Below are 16,399 nucleotides of genomic sequence, written 5' to 3'. Positions count from 1 at the left end.
AATTATAAAAATTCTTGAATTAGCTGATCGGTTTCGAACAAAGGTAAGCCTACTACAGCGTGATAACTGCCTTCGATTCGGGTGACAAATCGCCCTCCGAGTCCCTGAATACCATAACTTCCAGCTTTATCGCATGGCTCTCCTGACTGCCAATATTGTTCGATTTCTTCGTGAGTCAGTGGCTTGAACCATACGTCAGTGGTGACGACCACCGAGTGTTGTTGTTCCGATGATACGACGCTCACCGCTGTCATCACTTGATGACGACGACCGGATAAGTCAGTAAGCATACGCTTTGAATCTTCAAAACTTTTGGGCTTCTCTAACACACGGTCATCGCATACTACGACCGTGTCTGAGCCCAATACAACGGAATCAGGCTTAGCCAACGCTAAGCCTGCCTGAGCTTTTTCCAAAGAAAGACGCAGCACGTAATCTTGTGCTTGCTCATCAGCCTGTTTGGCTTCTTCGATGTCCGGTAATACGATATCAAAGTCATAGCCTAGTTGAGCAAGCAGCTCTTTTCTTCTCGGAGAACCCGAAGCGAGAACGAGAGATAGGCTCTTTTTCACCGCATTACCTTACGTGCCAAGCGCGACGAACTCGTCGCATTAATAAAAACATCCATGGCCAAAGTATACAGTTTATTGCCGCCGTCCACAGAGATAATGGATTAAATACTACGTCCTGGTTCAAATATTCCCCACAGAATATCAAAACTTCCAATAACGCAGTAAAAAAGGCAATTAAAATCGACTGTTGCCACAATGCCATGTTACGAATTAGCAAGAAATTCAGTGCCACCAAGTAGATGACAATGGACATCATCATGCCCCGAATTCCTAGCGTTGAACCAATGAGAATGTCCCACAATAAGCCCAACACTAACGCCGTGCCGACGTTTACTCGATGCGGCAATGCCAGCACCCAATAACACGTCACCAAAAATAGCCATGAAGGACGAAGTAGGTCCAATACACCTGGCCAAGGAATGGTTTGCAGTACTAGCGCAACGAAGAAACTAACACCAATCACCATTCTGCTACGCAATACATTACTGGCCATTAGTTACCTCTTGTTCTTGCTCTAACCCGTCATTCGCATTGGATTGCAATACTTTGTGCTGACGATCTTCGTTTGGCCAGATCAACAGCAAGTATCGTAGACGATCAAACTCCACCACAGGTTCGGCTTTGATTGATGCAAACTCTTGACGAGTATCGTGATCCACATTCGTGACCGTCGCCACAGGGTAGCCTTCAGGGTAAATGCCTCCCAGACCGGATGTCACAAGTAAATCACCGACTTGAATATCTGTACTGGTTGGAATGTGTTCCAGTTGGATTTCATCCATTTCACCATTACCTGATGCAATTACTCGAATGTCATTACGAATGACCTGAACTGGAATGGCATTTTTTGCATCTGTCAGTAGCAATACGCGCGCATTGTGCGCCGCAACAAACGTAACCTGACCGACAATACCTTTTTCATTAATGACTGGCTGACCAACGTACACACCGTCAATTTGGCCTTTATCAATCACCACTTGATGACGATAAGGTGAAGTATCCACCGCCATTACTTCGGTCACGACCTTCTTCTCATCACGAACAAAAGACGAGCCAAGCAACTTACGCAAGCGTTGGTTCTCTTCTTTATATTGGTCGAGCAAGATCAATTCGCTTTTTAGACGAAGCACTTCGCGCTTTAAGTTGCGATTGCCTTCTACTAATGCCTGACGAGTATTAAAACGTTCGAATACACCGTCAAACATGCTACGAGGCATATTCGCTGCGTACTGAATTGGCGCAACCATACTGTTGAGTAGGTAGCGAACGTTGGAAAACGTATCTAGACGACTATCAGCCAGCATCAAGCTCGCCGACACGATGACAGCAAAAAACAGACGTAATTGCAGAGACGGGCCTCTGCCAAAAATCGGTTTCATCTTGTTTTTAACCTGATTGCTTCCATGATTATTGAGCCTTACTTGGCAACCTGAAACGCGTTCAGATATGGAGCATGTTTGAATTACAGAGAGAGCAGAAAAGAAGGTGAAGCCCGTAATGAGCTTCACCTACATTTTTATTCTTCAGAGAACAGATCGCCACCGTGCATGTCGATCATTTCTAGTGCTTTACCACCACCACGTGCCACACACGTTAGTGGATCTTCAGCGATAACTACCGGAATACCCGTTTCTTCCATAAGTAGGCGATCAAGATCTTTCAGTAGTGCGCCACCACCGGTTAGCACCATGCCGTTTTCAGAGATATCTGAAGCTAGCTCTGGTGGACACTGCTCTAGCGCAACCATGACTGCAGAAACGATGCCTGATAGCGGCTCTTGAAGCGCTTCTAGGATCTCGTTTGAGTTCAAGCTAAAGCTGCGTGGCACCCCTTCTGCAAGGTTACGGCCGCGAACTTCAATCTCTTGAACTTCATCACCAGGGTAAGCTGAACCGATTTCGTGCTTGATTTTTTCTGCCGTAGCTTCACCAATCAAACTGCCGTAATTACGACGCACGTAGTTGATAACGGCTTCATCAAAGCGGTCACCACCGATACGTACAGAAGACGAGTAAACCACACCATTTAGAGAGATAACGGCAACTTCAGTAGTACCACCACCGATATCGACCACCATCGAACCTGTTGGCTCAGAAACACGCAGACCTGCACCAATCGCCGCCGCCATTGGCTCGTCAATTAGGTAAACTTCACGTGCGCCCGCACCCAATGCTGATTCACGAATCGCACGGCGCTCAACTTGAGTAGAACCACAAGGAACACAAACTAGTACACGAGGACTTGGCTTAAGGATGCTGTTGTCGTGCACTTGCTTGATAAAGTGCTGAAGCATTTTTTCGGTTACGTAGAAGTCAGCGATTACACCGTCTTTCATTGGACGGATAGCTGAAATGTTACCAGGTGTACGACCCAGCATTTGTTTTGCTGCATGACCGACTGCAGCAACGCTTTTTGCAGAACCTACACGATCTTGACGAATAGCAACTACAGAAGGTTCATCAAGGACAATACCTTGTCCCTTTACGTAAATTAGAGTGTTGGCAGTACCCAAATCGATAGATAGATCGTTAGAAAACATGCCACGAAGTTTCTTAAACATACTCTTCGCTCATCCTGCAAAAATTTAGAAGACAAAAATTGTCCTAAATGTACCAATGCCTCGCTGTCACAGCAAGGCATTGGTACACAAACATGAGCAGAAAGCCTCAATTTCTTGCAGTTTCCTTACTTAACGCAAGAAACCGAAGTTGTTACTGTCCGGTTAATCCCGGCTCGCCACGATAAATCACGCGATCATTACCACGGTGAATACCAAATGTGACAACGGAAGATGGATTTTCTTCTCCAGCGTTCTTATTATCCCAGTTGTATTTGAGCCAAGGTAAACCATTGGTTGAATCATCAAGATCTAACCAAACGCGCGTTTGCTGACGGTATGGTTCAGCTTGAGTTGCAGTTACAGAGCGAGAAGAACCAGAAGACACTTCACCACCAGCTCCTAGTGTAACAGCTTTAGGATCAGCATCAGCACCTGTTGGCCAAATATGCCTTTCAGCGGCAGTGACACCTTTCACATCGGTTTGATTGTCATTAGGGTTGGCAATAAAGCGGCTACCATTCCAGTATTCAACTCGAAGTGGCACATGCAATGTCGAGCCTTGGTTACCACCAACATCATCTAGATCAATACGACCGAAGCGGATATCGGGTTGTTTAACTAAACGCGAATTAGAGCCTTCGTTAGAAATGTACTCAACCGGATCGGCATTATTGGTATATATCAAACCGATTTCTGATTTAGCGGTACCGATCACTGAGTTAAATGGGCCATCAGGGTAGTTGCCACCCAGGTCTTTGTTCCAACAAGCGCTGCCAATGCATTGCCCACTATTGCTGATTGAGAACTCTCCGATACTTTTATCCGACTCATTACTCCAACTACCGGCACCAAAACTTGGCGCATCAAAGCGACCGGAGTAACGGTCAATATCATCTAGATTGAATTCGGCTTTCGTCGTAAAGCCCGCATAGTTCTTAATAGCAGCTTTATTTGCATTCAAGGCTTCTACGCTGAACTCGACAGCATCGAAAGGCTGGTTCATGTAAGCAAAGCTTTGTGAACCAGGGTAATTCCAATCACTGGCGATGACTTGGAAGTATTTAGGATAAAATCGACCAATAACCCGACTATCTTCATCAAGCTTAAAGTCGCTAGCTAAATAAGTCGCATTAGTCGTCAAACTTAATGAACCGACCTCATTCCAAACGTATTCTCCTTCCTTACCTGACGAGGCTTCAGCCTTAGTAAAAGTCGAAGAACCAATAAAACCATTGTCTTCAGACAAGTTCGCCAGATCACCACCAGCTGGGTACGTAACACTAAACTTAACTTCTAAGGGAGCATTGGTATTATCACTTGAGAAATAATTTTGAGTCAGTGGGTAGTCACAAATTTCCGTTGCATTGCCTCGAGATTGACTATGAACGACAGGCTTGTATGTAACATTGAAGCTTGTCGCTGAAGGAATAAAACCATTCCCTGCACCTTGAGTACTAGGATTGCTCACATCGCCCTCTTTAGACTTCACGTCACAAATAGCAATTTTCCAAGGACGAGATTTAACATTAAACGAGCCATTTAATATGACAGTTTCCTGTTGAGATTCATCGCCTTCTTTAGGCGCGATTGGACAATCATCGGCATATTGCGGATCACAAACAAAGTTTGGGTCTGTGAGCGTTACTGTATATTCGCCTGACTCCATCAATTTGAAGTCTTCAGTCGAACTGCCATTATCATTTTTTACAAAGTTAGGCTCGTAGCTCAATAAACTAGCATCGCTACGACCACTATTTGGTGTTTCCAGCTTGAAAGAAACGTCAGGTGTGCCAATATAGCTTTTGACTACAGTTTGCTCGCCATCACTACATGCTAAGACTTGTGCAGTAACAGGTTTCGTTTGTCCAGCAATAACCCTCTGTTCATCGACGTGGAATTTAAATGGTACATACTTAAATGTAGCTGTTTGAGATTGGTTTCCGTCTTCTTCTAATGTCACCTTTAATGAGTATGTTTGGTCAAGATCGACTTTCACAGTATTTTTAACTGAGACAGATATTTCAAGTTCACCTTTACTCCCCTCATTCATACTGGTACGAAAACGAGGGTAAGTACCTGAACCGATGTCATTTGCTACAGATATCGTAAAGTTATTCGCGCTATTCGCAGGAAGTACTTCGACACTAACCCAAGCACTTTCAAGTTCACCTTGGTTTCTCGTTTCGATAGTAAAGGTTGGCTTTTCAACGCCACACATCAGTGCATATTGTGCTTTTGGTGATACTGTCAGTTCATAATCATCTAACGGCGGTAAACACGATGTTGCGGCATGCACTTCGGCGTTGTTGTTCATGTCGATATCTTTCGCCGTGACCGCACCGTATATCACGCTATGGTCACTCAGATAAACTTTGTCTTCACTGTAAATCAAGCCGACAACTTTAGAATGGTTGGCGATATCAACCCGATCATGAATTGTACTTCCTGCTACAGGAGTTAAGCCGTAAACATTTACGCGCATGTTCCCGCTAAAGACAGGGGTATTCTCAACATTCACATCCATCCCCATATAGGAATAGTTTGCTAAAGCGAGCGCCTTAGTATTAATGATAACTTCAGTCCCCTCTTTTATGAGAAGCTTACCGCCAGTATTGATTTTGACTGAATCAAACCAGTATTTACCTGGCTCAAGTGTTAGCACACCATCAACATTCAAGTGCTTAACATTGGTACCTTCAGAAAAGGTGACTCTGTCATTTGCACCTATGATTTGGTTATTCCAACTAGTAGTTATCGGGAAGTTCTCTAACCCCTCTTTACCTATCAACAAGCCCTCATCACCGTGACATTCATATCCATCACAGGCATCCGACTTGTTTTCTCCAGAGACAGTACGAGGCATGAAACCAACCACTCGCTTCCGGTCCCCACCGACTGTTAAGACTGGAGCTCCCAAGATTTTTGATGTATTGGATAGAACTAGAGTGCCATCAACAGCATCATTAACTAACTCTCTTCGCCATGTCTGAACCGGAGCATTAAATGCATCACAGATAGGGTTAGGGTTGGCCTTCTCAAACATAAACCAGCCCACATCCTCATCCAAGTGGCCACGCTCTCTATCTTTCTGCATGTCTTCTTCAACGATAAATGCAACAGAGTCCTTCTTAATGTCACAACGGCGTAACCAACCACCGTTATTACCACGTCGGGAATTTTTATTGGCCACTAAAACAGGTGGGCTAACAAACCCTGCTGTATTAGGGAAAGGAGTGTAAACCTTACATCCCTCATAGATTGGATCGATTACCGGATCTTGCTGATCTAGCGTGTATTTTGTCCTACCTTGCCCTAACCAGAAACGTTGTCCATTGATATAACCAAAGCCTTCACCAGCCACAAACGCAACAGTCTCGTTATCGCTGAGAATATTGAAGGTTTCGTGCCCTTGGTTATTCTTCTTATAAACTTCTGACTTTTCCAAAGCGAGTTTAAAGGACGTTGTATTCGCATCCCTAGCCATACCAGTAAACCAGTTATTAATACCGCCATTATTTTTGGTTTGTGGTTGAACTAACACGCCGGGTTTCCCATCAAACCCCGTCAAACCATAGTCGTCAAAATCAATGGTGATGCCATTATTCTGCTCATTGATGCCTTTGTTATTATTTTTATATTGAGATGCAGCAACGTTGGTCTTGATAGTACCCGCGACAATTTTTGCACCATTATTCAGCTCTAAAACACCGGGCTCGATAACAAAGTAATCAACCTTCGCCAGTTCCTTTTGTACCTGAGAACTATTCTTATCTAAAAAGATAACATTTCGATCTGCTTTTTGATGCGGAGGGAACTCCTGCACGATAGTTGCGGAGTTATGTGTCGTGTGAACAACAGAGATACTCGATGGATACTCTGTTTTACGAGGATTCTTGCTAGACAATGTTTTATCGATGGTAGGCATGACAAACACAAGCGGTTTAGGATGGCTTGCGTCGTACGTATTTTCAAAGTGGATAGTACAAGTGTACTTACCGCCGGTCATGCTACAGGTGCTATTGTCAACCGTACCAAATTCAAAATCAGGTGAACGATTAATTGGACCTCCAGGATTGCCGGGATCCACAGTGTTAGAACACTGAATATTGTCGACATCATCTCCAACATCAACAACCCAATACTGACCATTATCCAAATTCACGGTTTGGGTTTCTATTAGCTTATAATTCGCCGCACCTTCAAATTTTCGGTAATACTTCAACGTATTTGAGCCAGCCTCATGAGTAATCTGTATGTTGTAATCAACATCATTAATGAGCTGCTGTTCATTGAACAAGTAGTCATAGTTATTGGTATTATTTCTTTTGTAACCGGTATACCACAGTACGTAACCATGACTTCCTTGCTTTAGCTTTACAGCCTGGTATTCATCATCTCCCTCGACATCAAAGCTGACTGTAAAGTTATCTTGACCTTTAACTGAGCACTGTGAAGCATACACAAAACTCGGCAGCATGAGCATGAGTGCTAATAAAGCATTTAGCGTTTTCATTATTTTTTACTCCCTAACCCAAATCTCTTGTTGTCGCTGTACTTGTGCAACCCCGGAACCACAAATTGCTGTGGCTTGCACCCTAAAGAGAGATTCAGCTTCAGAGGTACCTACATTAAAGGTACCAATGTTTGAACATGTCATAGCACTTAATTGGCAACCAGTGCCTTGTGTAACATTTGGTATAGCGCCACTCACCGTATTGGCACAAAAATCAGCCACATCTGGAGTAGTGTCGTTTAAAGGATACAGCTGAGTAAGCGCCCACTCATTGGCAGATTGCGCAATAAACCAAGCTTTCGTTCCTAAGAACTCTCTGGTTAATGTGCTTTGGTTTGACCAACTCACCTTCATTAAAGATGCAGCTAGATAGCCCATCACAATGATGACGAACAATACGACGATCAGGACATTACCTTGCTGAGCTTTTTTATGGGACATTGAGCACCTGTACGTCTTGTTGGTAAACACTACGCTCCCCATTTTGAGTGAACTCTAAGTTAATATGCACGATACCGCCACGTTGAAGGGTTGGCTCGAGGTAATGCATATCGCTAACGGAAGTATCGACACTGTCCGCAACCGTAATGCCATTACGCGTGATTTGACTGTTGTCAAAACAGTAACGTACTTCTGAATTGTTCTGGTAGATGTAATGACGGCTAGAAATGGAAGTTCCACCAATCGTACTAGCTGCACCACTGACAACAAAAACATCACCAGTTTTCGCTAGATTGCCAACCGCCAAACTCTGAGGAGAGGCAGATTGCAAATCTTCATAGCGACTTGGATTGATCACCATCCAACGATCCTCAGGAATAGGATTCAATGTAGAGTCATTGCCTAACAGAAACTCTAAATTGTTATTCGTCAGCGTGTAAAAACCAGAATATTCAATCGGCATAAATTCCAAACAATTGGTAGCTCCGGTAGGCACATGAAAGCTGTTTGGTACGGCGTGACGAATTTCTCGCGACATTTTCTCTAGCACAAATTGCGCTTGCATTTGCATTCGTTGGCGCTCAATCGTGTCTGCGTACCCCTTCATGCCTAACTGCACATAACCTGCAATACCAAGCATGATGAAGCTACCAATTACGATGGTGACGATCATTTCCATTAAGGTGAAACCACGAGTTTTCATTCAGTAGTTACCTCTTATTGCAGTCAGTGTCAGAGGTTGAGTGTTACTAGCAAAAATCGTAATCGTGACTTTTTTATAGTTAGTGATTCCTGTCGGTGGTGTAGCAGTCAGATTGTCATATTCCACGCTGACTTCAACTCGGAAGTTTCGGTACTTGTCTTCACTACTTGTACCTAATATGTCTGAGATATTGCCACGACTGGTTCCTTGGCATTGACTCGCCGTCGTTGGTGTACTCCAACAACCGATGTAATCATCTACATCGTCAAAATTTTCGGGAATAGACTCACCAGAGTCAGGACCAAGATTGGCTGGTAGGGTGCAGGAAGTCGAGTTCTCCCCACAACGTAATAGGCCGCCATCAAAGTCGCTGTTCTCATCAAAACCACGCGCCAAAATTTGCGACATAAAACTTTGCCCAAGCGCGGTTGCTCGGGTTTGGTAATGTGGCATTGCAGAGTCGCGAATTTGAGGAACAAGAAAAGAGGTGAACGCAACCATCGCAATGCCCATTAGGACAATAGCAATGATCATTTCAGCTAAAGTCATACCGAGTTGCTTTCTCATGAGCATGAACCCTCAGAGACATAACCTTGAGAGTTAATCAGCACTCGACATTGGCTTTGACCGTTTACATCACGGATAAGAATAGACACGCCACCAGAAGCAACACTCAATGGATTCCCTAACAAATCAAAGCTAATTGGGCTTGTTGCGCCAGTTAGACTAAACGTTGCAGCGGAATCTTCAACCAAGTCACTACGAGCGTCCTTCACGTTCCCACTCAGCGAACAAGCCGCAACGGAGCCGATACAACCAGAGGAGACTTGTAATTGGAAGTTGGTATCCGTGGTTGAGGTGTTTGATTGCATACGATTCACCTGCACTTGGCGAATCACTGAAATAGCTTGTTCTTGAAGTGCAAATGCAGACACACCACCTTTACCCATAAAACGGCTGGCTGCAAAAAGTGAAAGGATAGAGAGGAGGACAATCACTAGGATTAACTCCATTAAAGTGAATCCTAATGCAGAGCTGCGAATTTTCATAACCCAACCTTAGGCTTAGAACAAGCGAGATAAGTATACGATGAAATTATGAGAATAATGATAGGTTTATAATTTTTCGATTCGAAGTGTGAACAGACGAACAAATAACCAATGTCTAGTTATTTTGCCCTTTTGAACGACCAATCTCTTCTTCAATTCGATCGTAAGTTTCTTTATTGCTCAATGTTTCAGAAACGTGCTCGGCGGTTTGCTTGGTTTGCTCCCACTTTGCTTCATAAGTTTCTGGCTCAAAGCTGATAAATCTTGGTAATACCACATAACCGATCACACCCAAGATAACCAGCACAACGACAAACTCAATTGCACTAAGACCCGATGATTTACGCATATGAACCATTCCGAGATTAATCAAAATATGGAGATAAAGGCCAGACTAGCTGGCCTTTATAACACCGATTAACAACCAGTATCTGTTACAGCAGTTGTAGAAACTGCTGCAGAAGTTGCTTCAGTATAAGTCACGTAACAGTTACCTGCTTTTACCTTAGCTGCAGTGTTGCCTGCGTCTAAACCTTTTTTAAGGTCACCACTAATAAACGTAGCAACAAGTTTATTAGGAGTCGTACCCTCTAAAGCTAGAGCCCAATCTTCATCCAAACCAGTTACTGCATTGTTAAGACCGTTATCTGCTGCTACTGGGTAACCGTAACCAACTAAAACATCCTCAACTTTAACGTCACTTGCTGGAGCTTTCGTCTCGATACCCTCAATTGCTGATTTACCGAAAACAATACCAGAAGCACCATCAATCGCACCTTTTAGGCCTTGAAGCGCAGATTCTCGAGCATCTGATTGTAGGTTAAGGAAACGTGGTGCTGCAGTTACCGCTAAAATACCTAGGATTACAATAACCACTACTAGTTCGATAAGGGTGAAACCACCTTGTCTTTTCATTGTTTACTCTCTCTATGTAAGCATGCAGTGTGACTGCAAGGTTTCGTTTAGGTCACGCGACCATTTTGGATATTGTCAAAACGGTTTGGGGCAGCAACGTTCACTAAAACTGACCGTGAAGTGGATACTGTATCTACCGCTTGAGCAGAATGACGAATCGCCATTATTCCGAAAAGGTTTGATAACAAAGGTAATCATTTTATGGTTTACCTTTTATTACAACCTTAGGCTTATGGTAATGTTTGCATTATACCGACTTTCATTCCCATTTATAGTACTTAAGTGTCAAAAAATTCACTCCGCCGACATTTCGACGTCTATTATCAGTCGATTAGCGGTAGACATAACTACAATTGTTTGGCCACTTTCGTAAGTATAGTTGCAGATATAACGATTACTTTTGATTGTTCCGCTAATATCTAATAACTCACTAGCCATAATCTTACGTTGCGGATAATGAACAGCTAACCAATATCCGCAATCGAGTACGCCTTGTTGTGTGAATGGCGACACCAATCCCCCTTCAGTCATGGTGAGTTGAAAACCATCCATTTCCATATGATTGGGCTCACCTTGCACTAACCACGCTTGGTGATAACGCTGAACACTGTCTAGCATCCAAACCTTTGCGAGTTTTGCACCTGTCGCTTGTGCTTCTTCAGTGACTGGCTGCAATTTAATCGCCATTCCAACCACGATGATGACCGCAACTAAGCCAAACATAATGAGCGTTGCTCGGCTTTGATTCTCAACCACGCATTAGCCGCCTTTGATGATGTCCAGCATCCCCCACATTGGTAAGAAAATACCCAATGCAAGTACCATCACCATCCCAGCGACAATGACCAAAAGTAATGGTTCTATTCTTGCCGTCAGTGTTTTAAGGTCATAATCCACTTCTCGATCATAAAAATCTGAGACTTCGAGCAAAAGTTCATCAATACGACCCGTTTCTTCACCAACTGCAATCATTTGAATAACTAATGGCGTAAAAATATTGCTGTTGATGGCAGTAACAGAAATGGTGCTACCCGCTTCGATGGCTGCTTTCATCTCTAAAATTCGATTTTCTAAAAAGCGGTTACCCAATGCTTCACCAGCAAGTGCCAAAGATTGATTGAGCGGCACACCTGATTTCAACATCAACGAGAATGTTCGAGCAAAGCGCGACAATTGAGCGCGATTTACGATATCACCGACGATTGGTAAGCGGAGGCGAAATTTATCAAACTTCTCCCGTCCATCTGCTGTCGCAACCCAAGCTTTGAACACAAAGAATGCACCGACCATAGCGGCAATGAGCAATCCCCAGTAGTGAACAAAGAAGTTGGACGTCGCAATCAAAATCCGAGTTGGAAGTGGCAACTCAACCCCAAAACGAGTAAACATCGATGCAAACTCTGGGATAACCAGAATGTTCAGAATGAACATGGCGATGGTAATAAATACGATAACGAACGTCGGATAGCGCATCGCGGCTTTAATGCGTTTACGTGTTTCTAGCTCTTGCTCATAATAGTTTGCTAGCTGCAGCAATGCCTCATCGAGTCGACCGGTATTCTCACCCACGTTGATCATGGAAACGAATAACGGACTAAACACTTTGTTGTGCGGCTGCATCGCAGACGACAAGCCACGACCATTACTCAACTCAGAAACCACATCTTCTAGCGCTTCTTTAAGCTGTTTGTTTTCACAGTTTTGCAGTAAGCCGCGCATTGAGCGCAGCAAAGGCACACCAGCTTTAGTTAAGCTGAACAACTGACGAGAAAACAGAATAATCACTTCCAGTGGAATGGCAGGAACCAACAATTTAGACAAACTAACGTGGTTCTTTACGCCTTCTTTCTCTAAGCGCAGATTGAGCGGGATGATCCCTTTATTCATCAATGCTTCCGCTGCAGCTTCTGAATTCACCGCATCGATTTTGCCACTGGTTGATGAGCCGTCTAATGTGCGGCCTTGATAACGAAAAGTTGGCATTCACTTACCTACATGAAAATGGGATCAGTTTTACCCGAAGCGTCACCCTCGCCGAGGGTCATCACTTCATCCAGGCTCACAGCACCTTGCAGCGCAAGCTCCATTGCTGAGGCAAGAAGCGGTTTGTAGTTTTCTGAACGTCGAGCCGCTTGTGCAAAGCCAACCGCATCATTCGCACGCAGCTTGTCCATCATCTCATGTTCCAGCTCAAGCATTTCAAACACACCGATTCGACCTCGATATCCCGTCAAGTTACAGTTTTGACAACCTGCTCCTTTGTGGAAAGTCACCCCAACTTGATTTGGAAAACGCCCCGCTAACCATTGTTGACGCGACTCATCGAGATGATCTTGGGTTTTACAATCTGGACAAACACGGCGAACCAATCGCTGAGCCACAACGGCACGCACGGCACTGGCAACGAGATAGCCTGGCGCTCCCATGTCGATCATACGCAGTGCGCTGTCGACCGCATCGTTGGTGTGCAACGTACTCAATACTAAGTGGCCGGTTAGTGCTGCTCGCAAGCCAATCTCTACCGTCTCTTGGTCGCGCATCTCACCAATCAAAATGATGTCTGGGTCTTGGCGTAAGAAGGTGCGTAGCACGCGTGAAAATGTCAGGTCGATCTTGCTGTTGATCTGTACTTGCGTGATACGTGGTAAACGGTATTCCACCGGATCTTCTGCGGTGATGATCTTTTTACCCGGCTCATTGAGCTCACTCAACGCACCGTAAAGTGTCGTGGTTTTACCCGACCCCGTAGGGCCAGTTACCAAAATCATGCCATGAGGACGAGATAACTGACGACGTAAACGCGCCAGTAGCTCAGGCGGTAAACCCGATTCTTCTAATGGACGTAAACCTGACGACTGGTTAAGCAGACGCATTACGACCGATTCACCGTACTGAGTCGGTAACGTCGACATACGAATATCAATCGATTGACCACGAACTTTGATGTTGAAGCGACCATCTTGCGGCAGACGCTTCTCAGAAATATCCAAGTGCGCCATCAATTTAAGGCGTAATACCAATGCAGAAGCGATGTTCACTTCGTTCAGAATGGTTTCATGCAGCACACCATCGACACGCTGGCGTAAACGCAGGACTTTATCGTCTGGTTCGATATGGATATCCGATGCACCAACTTGCACCGCGTCTTCAAACATCGAATTAACCAGTTTTACAACAGTGACTTCTTCACTGTCAGCTTCATCGATGCCATAGTCAAAGCTTTGTACGTCTTGGTGCTCGGCTTGTAACTGCTCAGCAAAGGACGCGATCTCTTTGGTACGGCGGTAGTAACGGTCGAAACTGCTGATCAACTGACGCTCAGAGGCTATGATGAACTCAAGGTTGTACTCACCTAGCAAGTTCATTAAAGACTCTTGGGTAAACAGATCCGCCGGATCACTCATCGCAACACGTAAAGTGTCACCATTACGAGCCACCACCATTGCACGTAAACGACGAGCATGCACTTCTGGCAGTATTTGCACCGTATCCGCATCCACTGGAGCGCGTCCAAGATCGATCAACGGTAATCCTAGTTGCTGAGACAAGAACTCCAGCATTTGCTTTTCGGTAATAAACCCGAGGTCAATCAGGGCATCACCTAATTTTTGTCCGGTACTGCGCTGAGCGGATAGAGCTTGCTGGATTTGATCTTCCGATACGATGCCTTCTTCAACGAGTAGGTCACCTAAGCGTTTTCTCAACTGAATTTTCATTGTGCGCTCTCCAGTTGCTTTAAGATGGTTAATCGATCGCGAATGAAAGCTTGCGACTGATTCGAGATCCCTACTTTACCTAACGCTTCGTTGTAAGAGTTAATCGCAGCAGTAAAAGTGAGCGCTCGCTCTTGCTGAATCGCCAAACCAAGCCACCAGCGGGCATTGTCTGGCTCGCGTTGAGTCAGTAACTGGTAGCTTTCTAATGCGATGTCGTTTTGCTTTTGTTTCTGCGCAAGGGCTGCGCGCATTGCCAAGTAATCTCGACTCGGCATTGGAGGCAAGTGAACCAGTGGGCTCAGTGCCGCAGAAGGCTGATTGGCTTTAACCAATAGCTTCGACAACGCGAGTCTTAGCGGTTGGTTATCCTTATCAAGGTTGATGCCTTCTTGCAGGATTTCGTAAGACTTTCTGGTATCACCTTTACCGAAATAAAGCGCCGCCAGCTTTTGACGCGTTTCGATATTACTTGGTTCATAACGCAATGCTTCGGTATAAGCAGAAAGCGCCGTTTCCATATCGTTTGCATCAATGGCTTTTTCTGCTCGACTGATCGCTTTCAACGATAACTGACGGTGTGAAAGTTCAACTTGCTCAATGTGCATTGAACTCTCTTCAACCAAATTGGCTGTCGTATTGCTCGGTGCATTCGCTACTTGCGCGATCAGCATCGGAGCGTCTGAACTCATATCCACATCCGCACGTGAACCAAATACGCCCTCACTAGGTTGAGGCGTTGGTAATGCTGCAACAGCTTGCGGTTTTTCTACAGGTTTAGAATAAACCACGTTGCTGGTTTCTGGCGTCATCTTATTGGTAGGAGAAGATGCCAGACGGTCAGCATTAGTGGTGTCTAAAGGTTGCGTTGCGCTTGGTTGGAACGATGTGATCTCATCCGAAGGTGCAGGGCCTTGGGACACAGCCCAGCCGCCGACGGCAAGACTTAATGAAAAACCAGCAACCAACCACAGCCAAGGCTTACTGCGTGAGACATTCGGAATCTCAGCACGAGTAAGTTCACTCGGTGATGTTTTTTCAGCAAGTTCAGATAATGCTTTATTGATGGCACTCAAGGTTGACTCCATCCCCAAAATACGGGTGTTTTAAACTTAGGTTTACGGGCATCAAACGTATCGTGCATGGCCGCATAAACGTGATGATTTTTCAGTAAGGTACAACGGTCGTTAAACGCAGCTAACAGAGCTTTATGGCTAATTTGGTTGATTAACCTTGGTATGCCCATGGCAGAACGCCAAATCGCTTTTTTCTGTTCAATGGAGAAGATGTGCGACCCATTGCCCGCTTTGTCTAAGCGATTATTGATGTACGCAACCCCTTCATCGACAGATAACGGACGCAGCCCACAACTGAACGTAATGCGTTGACGAAACTGCCGTAATTCGTGCATGGACAAGCGTTCATCCAATTCAGGCTGACCGAAAAGTACCAACTGAATCAATTTGTCTTGCTCGGTTTCTAAGTTGCCGAACAAGCGCAGTGTTTCTAAAGCCTCAGGAGAAAGAGCTTGAGCTTCATCGACGATCAGAACGGTTTTCTTCCCGGTTGAATGCACACGAATCAAGTGTTCTTGAATTAAAGAAACAATGCGCAATGGATCGTCATTATCAATACCTAGCTCTCTTGCCACGGCAAACTGCAATTGCTCTCCGTTGAGCACAGGATTGGGTAGATAGACCAATTCCACTTGCGATTCGATCTGTTCAATCAGCTTGCGACAAACCATGGTTTTGCCCGTACCAACTTCACCTGTCACCTTAATCACCCCTTCACCCATCTGCACGGCAGCTAAGATGGTTTGAATCGCCTCATAGTGAGGCACTAACCCCAAAAACATTTCCGTATTTGGGGTCAGTGAGAAAGGTTGAACTCGAAATCCAAAATGCGACAAGTACATAACGAATCACAAACT

General features: G+C 44.8%; 16 protein-coding genes. All 16 read right to left on the bottom strand.

What is annotated here, in order from left to right; translation table 11 throughout:
• Nucleotides 1-2: 2 nt before the first annotated feature.
• Nucleotides 3-572 carry a nucleoside triphosphate pyrophosphatase gene (locus NL646_RS20115; protein ID WP_005461824.1) on the bottom strand — a complete coding sequence of 190 codons (570 nt, stop codon included), beginning with the start codon at nt 570-572 and terminating at the stop codon, nt 3-5.
• Nucleotides 573-576: 4 nt separating this feature from the next.
• On the bottom strand, nt 577-1,065 hold the full coding sequence (gene mreD / locus NL646_RS20110; protein ID WP_005461823.1) for a rod shape-determining protein MreD: 489 nt from the start codon (nt 1,063-1,065) through the stop codon (nt 577-579).
• Complete coding sequence (mreC, locus tag NL646_RS20105; protein WP_005461822.1) at nt 1,055-1,951, bottom strand: rod shape-determining protein MreC; 897 nt, start codon at nt 1,949-1,951, stop codon at nt 1,055-1,057. The genes mreD and mreC overlap by 11 nt, the downstream gene beginning before the upstream one ends.
• A 137-nt stretch (nt 1,952-2,088) precedes the next feature.
• Entirely contained in the window at nt 2,089-3,132 is a 1,044-nt protein-coding gene (locus tag NL646_RS20100) for a rod shape-determining protein (RefSeq protein ID WP_005381144.1), read from the bottom strand.
• Nucleotides 3,133-3,283: 151 nt separating this feature from the next.
• Complete coding sequence (locus NL646_RS20095) at nt 3,284-7,645, bottom strand: DUF6701 domain-containing protein (RefSeq protein WP_253664608.1); 4,362 nt, start codon at nt 7,643-7,645, stop codon at nt 3,284-3,286.
• A gap of 6 nt (nt 7,646-7,651) precedes the next feature.
• Nucleotides 7,652-8,086 carry an MSHA biogenesis protein MshP gene (locus NL646_RS20090; protein WP_005480999.1) on the bottom strand — a complete coding sequence of 145 codons (435 nt, stop codon included), beginning with the start codon at nt 8,084-8,086 and terminating at the stop codon, nt 7,652-7,654.
• Nucleotides 8,076-8,789 carry a PilW family protein gene (locus tag NL646_RS20085; RefSeq protein WP_025631907.1) on the bottom strand — a complete coding sequence of 238 codons (714 nt, stop codon included), beginning with the start codon at nt 8,787-8,789 and terminating at the stop codon, nt 8,076-8,078. Before NL646_RS20085 ends, NL646_RS20090 begins: the two co-directional genes overlap by 11 nt.
• Entirely contained in the window at nt 8,790-9,356 is a 567-nt protein-coding gene (locus NL646_RS20080; RefSeq protein ID WP_253664607.1) for a prepilin-type N-terminal cleavage/methylation domain-containing protein, read from the bottom strand.
• Entirely contained in the window at nt 9,353-9,838 is a 486-nt protein-coding gene (locus NL646_RS20075) for a type II secretion system protein (protein WP_069537166.1), read from the bottom strand. Before NL646_RS20075 ends, NL646_RS20080 begins: the two co-directional genes overlap by 4 nt.
• 115 nt (nt 9,839-9,953) lie before the next feature.
• Complete coding sequence (locus tag NL646_RS20070; RefSeq protein WP_017821316.1) at nt 9,954-10,187, bottom strand: hypothetical protein; 234 nt, start codon at nt 10,185-10,187, stop codon at nt 9,954-9,956.
• Nucleotides 10,188-10,255: 68 nt separating this feature from the next.
• Nucleotides 10,256-10,753 carry a type II secretion system protein gene (locus NL646_RS20065; RefSeq protein ID WP_005481011.1) on the bottom strand — a complete coding sequence of 166 codons (498 nt, stop codon included), beginning with the start codon at nt 10,751-10,753 and terminating at the stop codon, nt 10,256-10,258.
• 294 nt (nt 10,754-11,047) lie between these two features.
• Nucleotides 11,048-11,509 carry an MSHA biogenesis protein MshF gene (locus tag NL646_RS20060; RefSeq protein WP_005456302.1) on the bottom strand — a complete coding sequence of 154 codons (462 nt, stop codon included), beginning with the start codon at nt 11,507-11,509 and terminating at the stop codon, nt 11,048-11,050.
• A 3-nt stretch (nt 11,510-11,512) separates the two neighbouring features.
• Nucleotides 11,513-12,736: a type II secretion system F family protein gene (locus NL646_RS20055; RefSeq protein WP_021484749.1), complete on the bottom strand. Its 1,224-nt coding sequence runs from the start codon at nt 12,734-12,736 to the stop codon at nt 11,513-11,515.
• An 8-nt stretch (nt 12,737-12,744) separates the two neighbouring features.
• Entirely contained in the window at nt 12,745-14,469 is a 1,725-nt protein-coding gene (locus NL646_RS20050; protein WP_253664606.1) for a GspE/PulE family protein, read from the bottom strand.
• On the bottom strand, nt 14,466-15,542 hold the full coding sequence (locus tag NL646_RS20045) for a lipopolysaccharide assembly protein LapB (RefSeq protein WP_253664605.1): 1,077 nt from the start codon (nt 15,540-15,542) through the stop codon (nt 14,466-14,468). The genes NL646_RS20050 and NL646_RS20045 overlap by 4 nt, the downstream gene beginning before the upstream one ends.
• Complete coding sequence (locus NL646_RS20040) at nt 15,539-16,384, bottom strand: ExeA family protein (RefSeq protein ID WP_005497278.1); 846 nt, start codon at nt 16,382-16,384, stop codon at nt 15,539-15,541. The genes NL646_RS20045 and NL646_RS20040 overlap by 4 nt, the downstream gene beginning before the upstream one ends.
• Between the last annotated feature and the right edge of the window lie 15 nt (nt 16,385-16,399).

Source organism: Vibrio sp. Y20_XG_PY13 (genome assembly GCF_024181925.1).
GTDB lineage: Bacteria > Pseudomonadota > Gammaproteobacteria > Enterobacterales > Vibrionaceae > Vibrio > Vibrio parahaemolyticus.
Note: the sequence above shows the minus strand (reverse complement) of the source record. Positions and strands in the feature narration are given on the sequence as shown.

Excerpts from the sequence above, each read along its gene's own strand:
- NL646_RS20040 (WP_005497278.1), bottom strand. The coding sequence starts at position 16,384 with ATGTACTTGTCGCATTTTGGATTTCGAGTTCAACCTTTCTCACTGACC.
- NL646_RS20095 (WP_253664608.1), bottom strand. The coding sequence starts at position 7,645 with ATGAAAACGCTAAATGCTTTATTAGCACTCATGCTCATGCTGCCGAGT.
- NL646_RS20070 (WP_017821316.1), bottom strand. The coding sequence starts at position 10,187 with ATGCGTAAATCATCGGGTCTTAGTGCAATTGAGTTTGTCGTTGTGCTG.
- NL646_RS20050 (WP_253664606.1), bottom strand. The coding sequence starts at position 14,469 with ATGAAAATTCAGTTGAGAAAACGCTTAGGTGACCTACTCGTTGAAGAA.
- mreD (WP_005461823.1), bottom strand. The coding sequence starts at position 1,065 with ATGGCCAGTAATGTATTGCGTAGCAGAATGGTGATTGGTGTTAGTTTC.
- NL646_RS20100 (WP_005381144.1), bottom strand. The coding sequence starts at position 3,132 with ATGTTTAAGAAACTTCGTGGCATGTTTTCTAACGATCTATCTATCGAT.
- NL646_RS20080 (WP_253664607.1), bottom strand. The coding sequence starts at position 9,356 with ATGAGAAAGCAACTCGGTATGACTTTAGCTGAAATGATCATTGCTATT.
- NL646_RS20055 (WP_021484749.1), bottom strand. The coding sequence starts at position 12,736 with ATGCCAACTTTTCGTTATCAAGGCCGCACATTAGACGGCTCATCAACC.
- NL646_RS20090 (WP_005480999.1), bottom strand. The coding sequence starts at position 8,086 with ATGTCCCATAAAAAAGCTCAGCAAGGTAATGTCCTGATCGTCGTATTG.
- mreC (WP_005461822.1), bottom strand. The coding sequence starts at position 1,951 with ATGAAACCGATTTTTGGCAGAGGCCCGTCTCTGCAATTACGTCTGTTT.
- NL646_RS20065 (WP_005481011.1), bottom strand. The coding sequence starts at position 10,753 with ATGAAAAGACAAGGTGGTTTCACCCTTATCGAACTAGTAGTGGTTATT.
- NL646_RS20085 (WP_025631907.1), bottom strand. The coding sequence starts at position 8,789 with ATGAAAACTCGTGGTTTCACCTTAATGGAAATGATCGTCACCATCGTA.
- NL646_RS20075 (WP_069537166.1), bottom strand. The coding sequence starts at position 9,838 with ATGAAAATTCGCAGCTCTGCATTAGGATTCACTTTAATGGAGTTAATC.